This window comes from Paenibacillus sp. BJ-4 (genome assembly GCF_020404765.1).
In the GTDB taxonomy this organism is placed as follows: Bacteria; Bacillota; Bacilli; order Paenibacillales; family Paenibacillaceae; genus Paenibacillus.
In genome coordinates this window covers 113,852-131,676 of the sequence record NZ_JAIVEM010000006.1, presented here as the reverse complement: position 1 = coordinate 131,676, position 17,825 = coordinate 113,852, and the positions used below count along the sequence as shown (strand labels likewise).

Below are 17,825 nucleotides of genomic sequence, written 5' to 3'. Positions count from 1 at the left end.
ACTTATTCTTTCGTGACCGGCTAAACTTCTATTTTGATTCAGTCCAGCCTACTTGGACGACATTGTAATCTACAGGGGAGATGCGATTAACCACCCAGGAGATTCTGGCTTTGATGATGAGATGGTAGCACATCATACAAGGCCCTTCAGTGAGAATTTCACCCGTTTGCATGTCCCGACCCACTAGATAGAGTGTCGCGCCCAGCATCAGTTCCCGGGGGACGGCGAAGATAGCGGTGGCCTCCGCGTGTTCTATGCAGCACGTCGGATCGGTGCTGTTAACCTGGTTCAGGGACGCACCGTCCTGCCGTACCTTATTACTGCATCCCGTTGAAACTATTACATCATCCTTGACGATAATTGCACCATAGTTGGCGTGCAGGCAGGTACCGCGGTCCATTATCGTCTGGGCGATGTCCAAATAATAGTTGATCTTGTCAATACGATCCATGATTCACCTCTTTTCCCCTTCTCCACTCATTTTGCGTAATATTAAATATTGTAGACAATTGATTCATTAAAAAATGATAAACACCATTTTCATTATTATCAAACTCTGTTATATAATCTGCTACATCTTTGGCCTCGTCCACGCCATTGATCATGCATATCCCTATTCCAGAGTTTTTTAATAATTCAATATCGTTGAAGGCATCTCCAAAAGAGATGATATTTTGATCCATAACCTCATTTTCTTCTGCAATACCCTTAACTGCAGCCCATTTGTTAACAGATCCAACAGATATATCGATAATATCGTCGCAACCTCGCCATCCACAGACAATAATGTTTTCAAATAATCGTACGACTTCATTTTGCAGAGCCTCACGGAAATCAGAAGAAATACTGATGATGATTCTTTGAACATCATGAATCTGAGCTAGTTTATGTCCGATATGAAAATGGGGTAAATCCTGATTAATTATAATCTCATGAAGATACTCGTTTTCATTTGTAAGCAGATATGTTTCATTACATCGAGATAAAACCACATTATTAATGTTATACTCATGTTGGTATTTAAGTAGGAACTCTATGATATTCTCCGCATTCCAAATGTTATTCTGATATCTTACAATGCCACTATTAGGATTATAAATGAGTCCCCCATTATGGCAAATCAAGTCATTTTTTAGATTAAACGCCTGATAGTACCTATACGCATCAGATACAGATCGTCCTGTAGCAATATAAACCATGTGTTCTTTTTTGATAAAATGAATCGCTTGCTGCAGCTCGTCTGTCAGATTATAGGTATCCGTTATACTTGTTCCATCTATATCCAGTACCAACATTTTTTTCACGACCATATCCCTCATCTCTCTTTTTATTTCTCAATAACATAATGGGAGATAAAAGCAGGGTGTCCGAATTTCTCTGAAAAACTTTCATAAAATGGGATTGACCTAGTTATTTCATACCTTTTAGATAGCAGACTTTGTTCCGAAAGTATAAATTGTTCCTTGTCTTTAAAGCGTAAAAACCCATAAGCCCTCTTCCTATATTCAAGCTGGCTTGCTGGATTTAGAAGCTGAAGTGAGGAAAGAACGTCGAAATAGGCGAGTTCGGTTACTTCAAAGAACTGCGCAAGAAAAAGGTCAAATAATTCTTCCTGTACACCGAATCCGAGTCTGAAGCTACTATATGACCTTTTGTACTGCTGTGAAACGTTTAATAGCTTTTCCAATTTAATGGGGTTAAATGTGTCAGGATATAGATATGGGAATAGATCCATAATCGCATCTTGAATATGAAAATCAGCAGCTGAATCATTCCAAGACCATGTTTGAACCCTATTCCTAATCATTTCATTATCAAACATAAACTCCCCTAACACTTGATAACTATCTAAACTCATAATTAATTCCTTACCTGATAGAACAAGAGTCTCCAAAACTTCTTTAATTAATGGAGACTCCATATTTCCAATAAATAATGTTTTACTCATATATTATCACCATTGGAAAAAATTTTTTTGCTTACAATGAAATCAAATACAGGCATATGAACTTGAACTGAAAATATTCGTAAAGTCCCAACCTCATTACATGAATCGTTTGCAATAGTGCGATGGAGATATGCCATTTGATGGTAATCTAGTAATCCCATTCGGAATAAATTCATTGTTGAATAGTTCACGTGCATGTTGATAACGCCATCATATGCATCGAGAATGATATTGCTTATACAAGGAGTTGGTACATGTTCTCTGTTATCCTTGTATGGGTCATATATAGGTATCACGACTGGCTTTATATTTTTTCTATTTTTCATAACTTTGACAGCATATTCATACTGATTAATTTCGTTGGGCCCGAAGGAGTACATACGATTTATTTCAGAATGCTTTCCAGGAGAAATAATTTGGTCTAAATAGTATTCAAGGCTCTTAGATTTCCAGGGACAAAAGGTACTTAACTTTGGTTCCAATATATAGTCATATGCATGTACAGTGAAATTATCCAATATCAAGTACTCTTTCCCGCATATATTCCTTGAATAAGCATTAGTAAGAAAGTATTTCATCGCCTCTTCCCAACACCTATTTATTGACGGTTCACTAATCAAAGATCTTCCCCCTCTCTTAAAAGGTGATTCACAATTGAAACAGCTCGCTAGCTAGCCCTCGTTCCTCTTCTTATACTCTCGAATAATGTTCCTATAAGCTTTGCATAGCTCATTATTGTTTTCAATGAGAACAGCCTTTTTATGCTCATCTGCATATTTTAAATAAAGTTTTTTTAAGCGGCGTAAGCTAAGAGTATTTTCAAACTCATTAGCTCCTCCCCTGTTTTCCAATCGTTCCAAAATTAAATTCATATCTGAATCAATTACAAAAGTTATATCCGGCTCAAGGCACATATCATAAGAAATATTAGTGAAATCATTCTGAGCCATCCAAATTTTTGCATATAACTGTTGGCATATTGCCCATCGATCTAGGATTATCACTGTATCAGGAGAATCTAATCCCTTGATCACTTCAGAAATTTGTAACAAATCAAAGCTCATAATGTATGAACCGATAATATTCAATTGGTGATTTTTATCAGGATGTTGAATTAAAAACTCTTTTCGTATCATGTTATAGTTTTTCATGAAAGTAGAGTTGGGCCGTAATGCTTTTATAACATGCACAGACTTTCCTTTTTTCTCTACGTATTCTGCAAATCGGGATAATAAAGTGGTTTTCCCAGTTCCGTCAATCCCAACGAATGCTATTATCATGTTGAAGCTCCAATCTGCTATAATAAAATACTTCTACACGTTGATATTATTGACCAATATAGGCTTTTGTTTGTTTTCCATCCATTTTAATCCGCCGTTAATTTTAGTTTCATATTCTTGAAGGGAAATTTCCCCCAACACAAATCCTTTAAGTAGAGATACTTCGTCAACTGGATGCTTACTTAAAAAGGTATCATGGCTGTTAATAATACTTTCATTATAAAACCCTTTACTTCTTGCATGAGCAATATGTATATTTTCAGCTTTTGCATTGCTCATAAAAAGTGTTTTATCTTTCCATAGCCGATAACCTAATTCAAAATGTTCAAATCCCCAATTCTTAAAGTCACAATCAAAGCGGTGGCCAGCTAATGTGGATTTTTTTAGTGCCATATTTCCTGATAAGGTAGATAGCCAACACAAATGACTGTCTGTTATCCCAGATTCATTATAAATTTGGGAAATTACTTTGTAATAAATCGCTTTGCGCCTAATAATCGTTTCAGCTTCTACTTTAAGCTTGTCAACACTGTTATAAGTTTCAGTTGAATACCCTATGCTCAGGATTGCATCAGGTGAATCAATCAAATTTATATGTGATTCAATGAATTCGGGAACAGGAAAACGATCACAATCACAAAAAATAAGGTATTCGCCTTTAGCGCTATCGATAGCAGCATTTCTAGTATGTGACCGTCCCTTGTTTATTTTGTTTCGTATGTGCGTAATTTGTAGGGAAGTATAACGTTCAAGAACAGACGGATCATAGTCTGATGATCCGTCATCTACAATAATAATTTCAAATGGTTCTAATATAGTTTGCCTGCAAAAATGCCACAATACCACATCTAAGGATGAATATTGATTGTAAACAGGAATAATTACACTAATCATCATAATCCTCTTTCTCTGAAGTAATATTGTTAATAATATTGGTAACATCGGCAATTAACTTGTCGCGAGTCTGTGCTGACATCGCCAACCCTTGCTTATCATTTACATATATAAAATTCTCTCTGATAAGATATTCTTTACGATTGACAAATACAAATCCATCATATTCATTAAGCATCTGGCAGGAGTTAAACTCAGATAGTCTTTTCAAAAAATTAGTTGATAAGCTAATCCCTTTGCTCCTATTTCGTACATTTCCAAGGATACAACACTCTTCCTCAGTCCAAATGTACTTATTATAAAGATCACTTGTGTCAATCATTGGAACCAACTTCTCATCACACCCCAAATTGTTCCACATATTGCTGTTTTCCGGAAAGAGCATGATTGTATGATCAAAAATATCTTGATTATCAAAGAGCAAGTAATTGCTAGAACCAGAAGATATACCAATTATTCTCACGTTTGGCTTTCTTTGCTTAAGATAATTGACGACAAATAACAACACTTCTTTCATAAGTTCATACGTAAGGTCTTCACTCTTCCCATCACTATCTCCCGATGAAGGAAAATCAAACATACAGATATTGTGATGTTTATGAAAAATATTAGCCATCTGAGTAAACAAAAATCCCGGACCTGATTTATTTTGAAATAACCCGTGCAGAAAAAGGATATAATCGGATGACTGTTCATTCTCCACTAGTTTTAAGCAAATCCGGTTCTGCCTCGTATGTAAGAAAAACTCAGATTCCTCTGCAGATATATATCTGATTTTTCTATAATGCCATTGGACTAAAATATCAATAAGATCTTGAACCCATAAATTCTTGGTGTACAAATGATCCGCCTGGGGTATTAGTTCTAATGGCCATTTTTTTTGCATCCAAAAAGCTCTGCTGTTTTCCGATAAATTATCGCTCGTAGAGTACACCCCAAAAAAGTCAACTTGCTGGTCTAGGCGGCAATTATCAACAAAATATTCCTTGTACTTCTCGACTATACTCCAGTTAATCCATGCTCCAAAATTACTGTCATAAACCATTTTCCCTTTTTTTATCTTGGGTCGATTTATTTTCTCAAGATAGGATTCCTCAACGCATAATCCATTGCATGATAATATAGCAACCACATCATTTCGTTTGGCTGCCGCGTGAAAAGCAAATTTCAGCCCTTCACTAAAACCTATATAAATTACTTTGTTTATAAATCCAAATGCGCTCAAGAGCTGACTCGTGATTTCATTTAGTTGGTCAATAAATGAATCAAAATCATTTTCGGAATAGTTACCAAAATTGCTGCCTCCACCAAAAAAATCAAAACGTAAGACAGAAAATCCATTAATACTTAAATTCCTGGCAATGCGTGTAAACATCGCACGAGAATCACCACGATCACCGAATAATCCAGGTACAATAATCGTGACGTACGAATTTGATAAATTGAACGAAGTATGCAAAACTGCATTTATTGTCTCAGATTTGTAATTAAAAGCTAGATTCACTTCATTTACGCGCTCATTCATTAACATACTTATAAACCATGCTTATAATCGAGTTTACCGAAGACATATTTTCTACAGTCAGGTCATTATCATCAATCTCAATACTTAACTCTTCTTCAAGAATTGTAATAAGTTTTAGTACACCCAAAGAGTCCAAACCATGATTAAATGGGTTGATGGAATAATCAAGCACTTTTGTATCAATAACTTCTTCAATAATTTTGACAACTTTTTCTGTATGAATCATTTCAATCATCCTTCCGCATTAGTGTGTTTAAATCTTTAGAACGTATTATATATACAAGCAATAGTAAATAATCCTTCATTCCCGGCATCCTGACTAGAAATCTAATATTTTCAGCATGACGAATTAAATCAATAGCGCAGTGCACCTGCATGTAATAGTGTATTTTTTCTTCAATATCCGTCGAAGGCAAATCTCCATGATAGCTACCAATAAATGCTTTAACCTGTTTGGATCTTTCTGGATGTATTTCAAATTTCTTTGATCCATGGTACATAAACGACAATACTGTATTTGCCACATCCTCTATAGCATCTCCGCGGCGCATACTATCAAAGTCAATCAAACTTACCTCTCCAAAGTTTGATATCATGTTTTCCAATATACTGTCGCCATGTATAATCGTCTGGCTGGAATTGGAATATTCATCAACAATTCTGTACAAGTTCGTTTTACACGATAGAATTTCTTCTTTAATTGAATAAGAGCCTTGACTGAAATGCGAAAAAAGCTCTTTTGCCTCACACAATTTTTGTCCTGTGCTAATTAAATTAGGGAATATCTCGGAAGTAGCAACTTCGTGGTATTTTCTCAGACAACTTGCTATATCCTTGTATTGATCTATAACTGGATGATCGCCTTGTACATACTCAAAAACGACATAATATCTATTTCCTAAATAGATATGAAATTCATCTGAGTCTAATTGCCGTAACGGGCACCCGACCCTAATACCGAATTTCCGCAGTATCCAATAGTACTGCCATATTGGAGACATCTCTTGTAATGAGAAGGCGTCTGCGTAATCTTTAACAACATATTGATTACCGTCAGAAGCATATACTAAAAAGCTTTGGCGAAACATCAGTCTATTAATTACTTTTACATTGACAATTTTTAACCCATAATATTTATGAAGGTTTTCTAGCAATTCCTGCTGCATAATCATATAATATCCTCTTTATTCCAATTATGAACTTGTTTACTTTTATTGCTTAAAACACCAATGAATGGTTTCCAATATGGATCTAAATTAATATCGCCAATGACTTCATTTTTCCTGAGTGCCTGCTCTGCCTGTAGTATAAGCGCTATCTGTTCACTTGTGACAGCCTCCTTTGTCATGCTGAGCATATTTTGGTCAGTTTGGTTTTCTATTTCTGAAAGACTATTGAAAATATCAAAGTGTTTCTCATATATATGTAAACTGCCTACCATATGGGTGTATGACCCTAAATCAACATTTAACTCCAATGCCAGCATTTCTTGAAGCATAGTAAAACTGAAAATGTCATAAGGCATGCCAAGATAGATGTCATTAGAACGCATATATGTGATTCCATTCAGCTTCCCGTCACGAATGAAATATTGTAGCACGCATGTACATGGTATATCTAACGAGCATGAAAACAAGTCACGCGGTTGATATATTGATATTACGGCCTGCCTTGAATCGGGATCCCTTGATAAAATATTCTTGACTTGTTCCCATTGAGACAATTCGCCTCCGAATATTCTGGCACCATACGCACCATTGACAGAGACCTTATCATCAGAAAAGTTGGGATACATTTTGCTATAATACTCAATAATATCCAACTTATCGCTTCCTCTGAGATACCAAAGGAACTCACCGAAAGCGAATGACAAACTCATTTGTCGGGAAGTATTATTCGTAATTCGGTCTCTAGGGTTTTCAACGGAAAAAGAAACACCCAGGCATTCTTTTATTCTCATCCCACGCGGCTTAGACTCTGATGCGGATTGTAGCTGCTTGATATAATATGTGAATGCTTCATTTACATTTTTAAAAATCATCATTCTATTTGTATGATATAGTCACAAACTAAACCATACGCTCCCTTCCAAATTTGTTGTCATTATCATCAGTTTGATCAAAGCATTCGTCTACTTTTTTTGCAGATCGTTTAATCTTGCCGTTATATGTTCGACAAATATTGTCCACGAGACAGAAGCGTCGGGGAATTTTGTATTTACTTAGGTTTTCCTCACAAACCAGCTTCAGCTGTTGAAGAATTTCATTGTTATCAGAGTCAGCTACAATATCCGCATAAACTATTTCACCGAGCAAATCATCATATACTCCATATACTTTCGCATCAATGATACCCGGGCAAGTCGCAATTACTTCTTCTACTTCTTCTGGAGAAATGTTCTGCCCACCAGAAATAATAATATTCTTCTTCCTGCCCACTATATATAAGTATCCATCTTCTGAAAGATATCCCATATCTCCTGTATGAAGCCACTCACCATGCATGATTGCCATGGTTTCCTCTGCACATCTAAAATACCCCTTCATGATGCCATTGCTCTTTACAATCACTTCTCCAACCGCGCCCTTTTCAAGAGGCTGACCAAGAGTATCAACCACTCTTAATTCCACACCAGGAATTGCGCGGCCAACAGATCCGATTTTTTCGTTATAGCGAGAAGGAGGCAATGTTGTAACCCGGGGCCCAGCCTCCGTTAATCCATATGTTTGCACAAATGCAATCGTAGGAAACTTCCTTATAATATCTAGCAAACGAGGTTTTGGAATAGGGTTGCCCCCAAAACATATCACTTTCAATGATGAGATATCATAGGATAATAAGTTACTGTGGTTTAGAGCGATCAAGATCGAAGGTACTGCGGTAAAATTTGTAATGCCCCACTTTTCTATTATCCTATAAAAATCAGCTACCATGAACGGATTCGGGTTAATCACAATACAGGCTCCTAAGTATACGTGTGCTAAAAACTGGGCCGTATTGCAATATCCAAACATCATAGGAAGTTGAATCAAGCAAACTTCTTTGTCATCATAATTTAACGATTTGCAATGAGACTCGATGTTATTCAGTAATCCTTGGTTGGTAAGCATAACCCGTTTTGGCCTTGAAGTTGTCCCCGACGTATGTAATAAAACGGCAACATCATTCAGCTCATCTTCAATAGAAATATCCAAGGATACATTGCTCGTATATAATGCAACCTTTTTTTGAATCTCAGCGTTATCATTTACTACGATAATACTCATAGGGATAGCATGTGCATGCAACAGTGTTTCAATTTGGGAAAAATGAGACTCGGTTGTTATCAGGATAGAAATGCCACAATGCTTTATCGTATATAACAACTCATTCATCGTACTCCCCGTATGAAAGGGGGCTATAACTTTATCTGCATAAAGACAAGCAAAATAACTGGCTGCATATGCAATGCTATTAGGTAAAAAGAGTCCCACTATTTTCCCACGCTGATTTCTTAACCCTTCATTATTTAGCTCCTCAGAGAGCTGATGCCATTGCTTATAACTTAACGCCGTTTCTCCACATACAATACCAGTTTTGTTAGATTCCTTGAGTCTAGCCAAAAGATCACGGACCATAGTTAGAATTACTTCCTTTTTGTTATAATTTAGATTGACTCAAAAAATTATCTGTTAGCTTTTCAAGCGCTTTTCTGTCTATTTTTCCATTAGGAGTTATAGGAATAGCGTTTGTTAATATGATATGAGCCGGAATATGACTTTTTGGCAACATTGTTGAAAGATACTCGAATATTTCACTTTCCTTAGGCATTCTAAGTTTCGATTTATACTCAACATGCACGACTATCTTCCTATTTGATCCAACTTTTGGGGCAACAGCAACGGAGCGGCTTATGCCTTCGTAATTTAATAGGCAGTGCTCTATTTCCCCAAGTTCTATTCTTGTGCCGTTTATTTTGACTTGAAAATCAATTCTTCCTAATAAAATGAGAGTTCCATCTGGTTCAAAAAGAGCCAAGTCTCCTGTTTTGTATATCCGTTGTTTAGGATCATCAACCCATGGGTTCTCAAAGAAATGCTCTCTTGTAGCCTCAGGATTTAGATAATAACCATCACCAACACCTATTCCACCCAGGTATAATTCTCCCGGAAAACCAATTGGCTGCAACTGCCTGTTCTTGTCTAATACATATGCTTTTTGATTGCGCATAGGTTTCCCGTAAGGAATGCTTTTCCAATCCGGATTAACATTGTGAATGGGATAGATTGTTGAATCCATCGATACTTCAGTGGCTCCCCCAAGGCTAACTAATACTGCCTGGTTATTTAGCAAGCGAAAGCTGTCAGGTAAAGATAAAGGTATCCAGTCACCTCCTAATAAGACAAGTCTAATTGAATCAAGCTTATGCGATTCTCTGTGCTGGCAGCATTTGCAAAGAAGATGCAACAGAACTGGAACAGAATGCCAAATTGTAACATTATACTTTTGAATTAAGTCAAGCCAATGAAATGTCTGCTTCTCTAGTAAAGGATCCGGCAAGACAACGCTACTTCCTATAATCATGCTACCTAGGATGTCATACGCGCTCATATCAAAGCTGACTGAGGAAACTGCCAGTACTTTATCTTTACTAGTGATAGAAAAACGCGAATTAAAATCATAAAAATTGTTAACACGGCCTTCGTGGTTCAAGAGCACGCCTTTGGGTTGACCTGTTGATCCAGAAGTATAGATTAAATAACAGGGATCATGTGGACCAACGCTAATATTAGGATTAGTATCTGGATAATCTACAAGCGTATCGTCTTCAGAATCCATCTTCACTACTCTAAGGCCAGACATTACCGCAGGATTGTTCCCTAGATCTATCGTGGTTACCGCAACAGATGACTTAGAGTTGGCAAGAATATATTCAACACGAGACTGTGGATAAGATGCGTCAATCGGTAAGTAAGCGCACCCAGCTTTTAATATACCCATAATTCCAATCACAAAATTAATGGATTTATTAGTATATAGAGTGATGATATCACCCGTGTTTACCCCTAGCTGAAGCAACTGGTGTGCCAGTTGATTAGCGCGCTTATTTAGCATTCCCCTAGTCATAGTTTTACCTTCATGGTATACAGCAATAACGTCAGGGGCTTCCCTCACTCGTTGTTCAAACAACTGATGGATGCAATATCCACTCGGAAAAGGATAGTCAGTTCGATTCCAAACATCGACCAGAAGTTTTTCTTCAGCCGTACTTAAATAGGTTACATTGCAGATTGGCAACTCAAAATCCGCTAATACACAGGATAACAACTGATCATAATGCAAAGCCATGCGGAAAATAAGATCCTTATCATATGTATTTTCGTTATATATAATATTGAGAATGGTTTTTTCATCTGCAGCTACAACTTGAAAACATATATCGGTTTGAACATTTCTCTGATCAACGTTCACACTAGAATCAAAAAAATCAGTGTATGAGAAAACAGCATTAGCATAGCTCGCGGTTTTTAACAAAACAGCATCTAAAGAATTGTGTTTAAAAAGAAGGGCTTCTTTCTCTCTCGATATCTGTTTTATGACATCATTCATAGTTAATTGATCGTCATACTGCACAGTTGCGACGAGAACAGATAAGTTATCAGTAAAATTCCGCAGGAAAACACCGGTTAATAACTCATTTTGCGTATAACGCATCATCAAAGACATAAATACACCGAAAAAAAACGTTGGAGGATTTACATGTTCACTGATGTTATTCTTAGAATTTAGGTTTAGAATATGCTGATAGTTTGCATATCTTTTACAGTTAGAATTCACTGTTCCATTCTTGTAGAGCTCAAAGTTTCCATCCAAACACTTGTCAAGTTTGTGCCCCAGTCTTTCAATAATAGTACTGCTACCTTCGCTCACGATGAATCACCGCCTCGATCAAAAAATATTCGTTTAATATCCAGGTATCGGGAATTCCTGGCATAATTCCTCGACCTTTCGCAATACATCAAACTTAACAGCATCATCAACTTTGCAGGTTTCCAAGCTAGCCCCATGTGTATGATTTAAAACATCAGCGATCATGGTAGCGCATTTTTGTACAGCCTCTGCTGTCATATTCCTTTGTGATATACCATTTGTACCAATCCGAATGCCTGCTGGACGCTTTGATGTATTATTACCGTTAATCTTTTTATTTGGCACACCATTTTTATTAACAATAATTCCGCATTCTTCAAGTGCTTTTTCAGCAACATCGCCGCCGATGCACTTATTGGATAGATCTACTAGTACTATATGGTTCTCCGTGCCGCTAGAAATAATGTCAAATCCCTTACTCTGCAAATGATTGAAAAGTATCTTGGCATTATCCACTACCCGCTGCATTGTTTGTGTATATTCCAAGGAGCCTGCCAACTCCAACGCAATTGCTTTAGCCGCGATTTGATTGATCATGGGCGCTCCTTGGAAAAATGGAAATACTGCACTTTGCAATTTATCCTCTAATGTAATATTTTCGCCAAACACCTTACTTTTCGCATCTTTTCCAGATAAAATCAGACCACCTCGTGGTCCAAAAAGCTGTTTGTGTGTGCAAGTAGTTGTTACATGTGCATAATCAATAGGTGACTCATGCAAACCTGCAATCACCAAACCGGATATATGTGATATATCAGCTAATAAGTAGGCTCCTACCTTATCAGCAATTTCTCTGAAACGTTTAAAGTCAATTTTTCTGCAATAAGCCGTTGTACCACATATAATCATCTTCGGATGATGTTGTAATGCTAATTCTTCGACTTTGTCATAATCAATAAGATAGTTTTCATCCAATCCATACCGCACAACTTGAAAATCAGCCCCAGAATAAGATACTGAGGCACCATGAGATAAATGCCCTCCAGAGCTCAAGTTCATTCCCATTATTAAGCCGCCTGGCTTTACTAAGGAATATGTTACTATTTCATTTGCTGTGGTTGCTGAATGAGGCTGGACGTTTGCATAAGCAGCTTTAAATATTTGTTTGGCATTTGTAATTGCAACCTCTTCAATTTTATCGACCTCAGCGCATCCTGCGTGGTATCTAGCATGAGGATATCCTTCAGCTGTTATATTTACTGTAGGCATACCCATACATGCAAGAACGCTTGGAGAAGCATAGCTGGAGGATGCCACCATCATCAAGACGGATTTTTGTCTTTCATACTCTCGTTCTAAAACCTGCATAAACTCTGAATTTACATCCCCTATATTTTTAATACCACGAACCAAAAGATCAGATAGTTTACTAGATGAATTAACCATATTATCCTCACATTCTCTATTACATGTTTTTTTGTTTTTCAATCACTTGCTGTACTACAGAAACCAACTGACCTACAGTACTATAACTGTCATAAATCAACTGCATGTCTTCAAATCTAATGTTAAATTCTTCCTCTAATTCAATTATCATTGTGATAAACTCAACTGAATCAATCCCAATCTCCATAAGAGAGCTATCACCATTAACACCAGAAGAATTCCCTGCTTTTCGTTTTATTAAATCAAAAATTGCCTCTGTCATAATATCCATGCACCTTCTTATTCATTGATTAGTATTATATCGACTGCTTGTTTTTCAATATCAGCGATTTGATTAATCATTTGGGCTATTATTTCTCTGTCACTATTTATTGATCCTGTAAGATAGGTTTTTAATAGTTTTCCTTGTATAGTCTTCCATAAAACTACACTTTGCTTGATTAAACTGGAAGCATCGTTTAAGTATTTTAATTCAAACAACTTGTATACGTAATCCAGCATGCAGTTATAAGCGTCTCGGTACATGGTCACCTTTCTAATTCTGTCCATAATTGGAACAGCATGCAGATCATTCTTGTATTCATCAAATTCATAATGTATATCCATTTTAGTCAAGATATCATTGGACAACCGCTTGAGATTTTTGTAATTTTCGTTATCGTTATTCACCATTACAATATCTTCTCGAATGGCTTTGATATAATCTTCCACACTATTTTTTTCGGGCAATTCCAGAAGTATTAGCTTGCCGCATTTGTCTATACTTAGATATAAGTCTTCTCTTGACACGTTGTAATGAGCATACTGAAAATAAGGATCGATACAGCTATAGGTTTGATCCTTAGAGTTATAATCGCAAATAATAATACAATGTAAAAAATGATGCCTTTGATATACTTTTGACCATTTGGAGTAATACAAATCAACACTCATTAAAAACGGATATGCGTATTCTTTATAGCATCCAGTATCCTCATTGATATGGCATTCTTCAAACGGCTCCATCTTCCAAATAAACCCATGAAATTTCTTGGTCCTGTAAGTAGCGTCAACTTGACTAACAACATCGATCTGTTCACCTATTCTTTTACCACCCGCGTCTCCATCATACCTTAGTTTCCAGTCACTTCCTGATATCATATGGTAATCCCGACCGTAATATTTAGCTAAAGTAGCAACAGATGCAAGGAGACAGTTGTAAGAATTCACATTTTCAATGTGTTCAAACATCACAGTTAATACCTCTTATATTCTTAGCGGAATTACATCCCTTCAAAGGATCTACCCTGACTAATTTTTAGTTTAATCTCTTCATTAAAATATTTATCAAGCAGACTATCCCTATCCATGTTAAAAAGTCTTTCGAAGAAACTTTCTTTCCAAATAAACGAACCCTCATTCTCTAAACCAAAGCGGTTTAAGAAATCTTCGCTTGGCATTTCCAAGCCTGTAATGGTTAAAAAGGAATCATCTTGAAAAACCAAAGCGGTATAGTACAAAATATACATAATATACTTTTCAACCTTATAATCGATACAAACTGATCGAAATCTGTCCCAAGAAACTTTTGACCGCTTAATAAATCCATAAATATCAGCAAAATACTTCAGCCTGTATGCGTAACTCTTATAAAGAATATATACAGAATTCATATCAAAATACGCATGAATGCACATATGTAATAGCATATACTCATCCTGAAATGTTTTAACTTTAAAGCCTTTATAGTTAAGTATTTGTGAGTGGCTGAGCAGTTTTGATATATCCCAGGCATCACTTTCATACCAAAAGATGTGAAAGTTTAAGTCCAGATTCACTACTGGTACCAAGTCACTGCCAGTCTCTTTTAAAAAGGGGGCTGATTGTTGTGTATATGAGAGATAGAACAATTCTTGTTGTCGAGAAAATTTTTTTACTGTTTTTGTCGTTGGATTGTAAATACCTTGTACATAGCCATGAGTATGAAGAATTTCTCTTACTTTTGAATAATCTTCACGCTTTATAATCACATCTAAATCATCAGAGCGTCTGTAACCCTCGTCAATATAAGCAGTTTTAGATGCATATACGCCCTTTGTAATAACGTATTCTACGTTGGACTTTTCAAGTTCAACTGCAACCGGATCGAAATGGACGAAATTTTCATGATATCTTTTTAAATTTTTTTGTTTCAATATATGGTTAGCTAAACGTTGACTCCTATCAAGTTGCATTTTATCCCCGATAAGCAGACCTACCTCATGTTGATAGGCAAGCTCTAATAATGACTCGTTTTGAGGATAACGAAATAACATAGATGTGTTTTCATTACAAAAGCTAGCTCTTAACATCTCCAAAAGTAAATCTTGTGTCACGATATGTCCACCTCTTAACATAGCCATGAGCCAAACTCGCAAGTACAGAAATTATGCAGGTTTCGCGTCATAGCAGGATCGTGTTGTCACTGCGACAAATATAGATACAGACAGCTCGCAATAGTATAGTATTGATACGGTAAAACCACACCGAAAGGATTGTCTATTATCTATCGTCAAAAAACCAAACAGGATATAAGCCTGTTCGTGTGGCAGCTCAAAGCGAAATTCCTTTGACGGGCTGTGCTCATGTACCAGATGTGCTTTTACTACTTTTTAATTGGAATAAGATAGTTGAGACAAAGGAAGTGTATTCACAATAAGGCTTTATGATGAAGAAGAAATAGATACTAGACTTTGACTCAATAATTGTCTAATAAAGCAAATAATTTATTGAAGGTATTATATTTCCCTATTAATAAGTCTTCGTCTTTTAAATCAAAGTTATACTTTTCTTCAAGCATAACGACCAGCTTTATGCAGGATATGGATGTCATGCCATACATCATAAGGTCCTCATCTTCTTTTATATTTTCCACATATTCGACATCAACATTCAAAAGGCTTGCTATCATCTCGTGAATATCAGTTTTACTTATTTTCACTAAATATTCCTCCTAATTTTGGTTTCAAATAATACTCACATAATTTTGAACTTAATTAAATCTTTTACGAGTGCATTCTTAAGAAGAGCTAATTCCATATCAAAGCTGTTTAAAATTGATCTAAACTCATCATATTGCCTTTCGCATGAACCTATATCCATGTCAAGATAAAGCATGCGAAAAAATTCACTATAAACTCTAGCGCGTTTCCGCATTATTAAAGTTGTGCTTCCCTCGAATCTTTCCCCATGGGGAAGAAAAGGAGCCAAATTAAAAACAAATGTAGAGATACCGGCTGTCTCTGTATCGTGTATCAAAAAATATTTATGTAGAAACTCGGATACCTCTGCAGCAAAAGGATCCATAAAGCGATATGAAGGGCCTTGCTTTAAAAAGTCATCTTTAGGAATTAGCAATCCATCTTTTTCAATCCTTTTCATAATCGCTGTACCCGGATCAACAACCAAGTGATGAACATAATTATCTAAGTCATGAGGCTGATATTCATCTAAAAAGCGAAAATTATCCTGGAGTCTTTCCGGTGTGGAGTATGGATTGATCATCATGAATCCGAAATGGTCCGAATAAATACCAGCTTCCTGTAACATTTTTAAAGTATTCCTGTTATTTTTAACACTCGTCCCCTTCTTGAGTAGATTCAAATCATACTCATTTCCCGATTCAATTCCAACCAACGCTACGTGGATACCGGCCTTTTTCATTAATTTCAACAAATCAATATCAACCTTAGCAACAAAATTACTGCGTAAGTAGACTCGCATACTAACTTTCAGGTTGTCTTCAATGATAAGATTACACAAGTCTCTGATTTTTTTCACACCCAACTCGCCACCTGGATCTTCAAAACTCCCTCCACTTCCTCCCGTAAACCAAAAGCATTTGATTGGTGATTCAGTGGTTATTTTTTTAATCTCTGAAAATAGACTTTCAGCTGACCGTCCTGTGAATTTATAAAATTGTCCCCGCGTACAAAATGAACATTTCATAGTACATCCATGACTGTCATAGATGAATGCATAATAGTTTCCGAAATTTTTGTTATATAAAAAAGATCTATCTGGAAGTGGCAACTCGTTTATATTAATGTTCAAAATTTCTTTATCGTCCATGCTCGTCTTTGAGGCAATGTTCTTATGTGCCGCCACAAATTCAGATATGTCATCATTTTTCTCAACGCAATCTATAAGTGCAGCTAGAGTATATTCACTCTCTCCTAAAATAATGTAATCTATACTCGAAAAACGTTCATCGCCTAGTATTTCTTTATAATAAATAGAAGGGAATTTGCTACCAAGCACAATGATGCTATCAGCTATTTCAGCTTTTATCTTATTAGCTAACTGAGCAAAACATAAAATAGTTTCAGGATATACAGAAGATTCGGCATATTCGTACATGGCATATACCTTGCTACTCAAATCTAAATGAGAGTAATATTCGTCAATATCTTTGTTTCGATTAAGTTGTATACTGTCAGATTCATATCCATTTTCCGACAAATATGCTTGTAATCGCCCAACCTCTACGTTCTCTAAGCCTTCAGCCGAAATTGCCATTAATGTCGTTTTAATCATAAAATAAACTCCTCTTTACTCAAATAATAGCCTCTCGGCATTCGCCGAGGCTGCCGCTTTACCCGTTTCACCTCGAAGGAGGGAGCCGGATCGAAATCACGCATTTTGGGGTACAGGCGAATCCGTTGTCTATCTCTCTTTGTCCTGCGCTCTTTGACAACTGTATATTTATAGCAGATGGGCCGTGTCCATCGCTGTCATTTGCTATAGACTTCTCAGACCTGTCTGTGAAACAATAGGATCAACAAGCACCTCTCAGGAGATTTCTTATCCTCCTTGCGGACCGAGCCTTTGCTTCTGCATTTTATGTTGATAACATACACCAAAG

18 protein-coding genes are annotated in these 17,825 nt (G+C 36.4%); all 18 read right to left on the bottom strand.

Annotated features, from left to right (window positions below):
• Positions 1-28: 28 nt before the first annotated feature.
• The 18 genes from LCF57_RS02415 to LCF57_RS02330 all read right to left on the bottom strand — a co-directional run bounded on the left by LCF57_RS02415 (position 29) and on the right by LCF57_RS02330 (position 17,497).
• Entirely contained in the window at positions 29-451 is a 423-nt protein-coding gene (locus LCF57_RS02415) for a hypothetical protein (protein ID WP_225999289.1), read from the bottom strand.
• Positions 438-1,295, bottom strand: a complete 858-nt coding sequence (locus tag LCF57_RS02410) for an HAD-IIB family hydrolase (protein ID WP_225999551.1) — start codon at positions 1,293-1,295, stop codon at positions 438-440. Before LCF57_RS02410 ends, LCF57_RS02415 begins: the two co-directional genes overlap by 14 nt.
• A 32-nt stretch (positions 1,296-1,327) precedes the next feature.
• Entirely contained in the window at positions 1,328-1,948 is a 621-nt protein-coding gene (locus LCF57_RS02405; RefSeq protein WP_225999288.1) for a hypothetical protein, read from the bottom strand.
• Complete coding sequence (locus LCF57_RS02400) at positions 1,945-2,568, bottom strand: hypothetical protein (RefSeq protein WP_225999287.1); 624 nt, start codon at positions 2,566-2,568, stop codon at positions 1,945-1,947. Before LCF57_RS02400 ends, LCF57_RS02405 begins: the two co-directional genes overlap by 4 nt.
• Before the next feature lie 51 nt (positions 2,569-2,619).
• Positions 2,620-3,228 carry a hypothetical protein gene (locus tag LCF57_RS02395; RefSeq protein ID WP_225999286.1) on the bottom strand — a complete coding sequence of 203 codons (609 nt, stop codon included), beginning with the start codon at positions 3,226-3,228 and terminating at the stop codon, positions 2,620-2,622.
• Between the two features lie 33 nt (positions 3,229-3,261).
• Positions 3,262-4,122 (bottom strand): glycosyltransferase family 2 protein, encoded by an 861-nt coding sequence (locus LCF57_RS02390; protein ID WP_225999285.1) that lies wholly within the window; start codon positions 4,120-4,122, stop codon positions 3,262-3,264.
• Entirely contained in the window at positions 4,115-5,647 is a 1,533-nt protein-coding gene (locus tag LCF57_RS02385; protein ID WP_225999284.1) for an alpha/beta hydrolase, read from the bottom strand. Before LCF57_RS02385 ends, LCF57_RS02390 begins: the two co-directional genes overlap by 8 nt.
• The gene (locus LCF57_RS02380) at positions 5,640-5,873 is read right to left on the bottom strand and encodes an acyl carrier protein (protein WP_225999283.1); all 234 of its coding nucleotides are present in this window, start codon (positions 5,871-5,873) and stop codon (positions 5,640-5,642) included. The genes LCF57_RS02385 and LCF57_RS02380 overlap by 8 nt, the downstream gene beginning before the upstream one ends.
• A gap of 1 nt (position 5,874) precedes the next feature.
• Entirely contained in the window at positions 5,875-6,819 is a 945-nt protein-coding gene (locus LCF57_RS02375) for a phosphotransferase (RefSeq protein ID WP_225999282.1), read from the bottom strand.
• Positions 6,816-7,607, bottom strand: a complete 792-nt coding sequence (locus LCF57_RS02370) for a thymidylate synthase (protein ID WP_225999550.1) — start codon at positions 7,605-7,607, stop codon at positions 6,816-6,818. The genes LCF57_RS02375 and LCF57_RS02370 overlap by 4 nt, the downstream gene beginning before the upstream one ends.
• A 109-nt stretch (positions 7,608-7,716) precedes the next feature.
• A complete protein-coding gene (locus LCF57_RS02365; RefSeq protein WP_225999281.1) occupies positions 7,717-9,249 on the bottom strand; it encodes a class I adenylate-forming enzyme family protein in 1,533 nt (510 codons plus the stop codon).
• Between the two features lie 37 nt (positions 9,250-9,286).
• The gene (locus LCF57_RS02360) at positions 9,287-11,557 is read right to left on the bottom strand and encodes a non-ribosomal peptide synthetase (RefSeq protein WP_225999280.1); all 2,271 of its coding nucleotides are present in this window, start codon (positions 11,555-11,557) and stop codon (positions 9,287-9,289) included.
• 33 nt (positions 11,558-11,590) lie between these two features.
• Entirely contained in the window at positions 11,591-12,943 is a 1,353-nt protein-coding gene (glyA, locus tag LCF57_RS02355; protein WP_225999279.1) for a serine hydroxymethyltransferase, read from the bottom strand.
• A gap of 19 nt (positions 12,944-12,962) precedes the next feature.
• On the bottom strand, positions 12,963-13,205 hold the full coding sequence (locus tag LCF57_RS02350; RefSeq protein WP_225999278.1) for an acyl carrier protein: 243 nt from the start codon (positions 13,203-13,205) through the stop codon (positions 12,963-12,965).
• A gap of 17 nt (positions 13,206-13,222) precedes the next feature.
• The gene (locus LCF57_RS02345; RefSeq protein WP_225999277.1) at positions 13,223-14,176 is read right to left on the bottom strand and encodes a DUF4872 domain-containing protein; all 954 of its coding nucleotides are present in this window, start codon (positions 14,174-14,176) and stop codon (positions 13,223-13,225) included.
• A gap of 29 nt (positions 14,177-14,205) precedes the next feature.
• Positions 14,206-15,297, bottom strand: a complete 1,092-nt coding sequence (locus LCF57_RS02340) for a nucleotidyltransferase family protein (protein WP_225999276.1) — start codon at positions 15,295-15,297, stop codon at positions 14,206-14,208.
• 362 nt (positions 15,298-15,659) lie between these two features.
• Complete coding sequence (locus LCF57_RS02335) at positions 15,660-15,902, bottom strand: acyl carrier protein (RefSeq protein ID WP_225999275.1); 243 nt, start codon at positions 15,900-15,902, stop codon at positions 15,660-15,662.
• A gap of 35 nt (positions 15,903-15,937) precedes the next feature.
• Positions 15,938-17,497 carry a B12-binding domain-containing radical SAM protein gene (locus LCF57_RS02330; protein WP_225999274.1) on the bottom strand — a complete coding sequence of 520 codons (1,560 nt, stop codon included), beginning with the start codon at positions 17,495-17,497 and terminating at the stop codon, positions 15,938-15,940.
• Between the last annotated feature and the right edge of the window lie 328 nt (positions 17,498-17,825).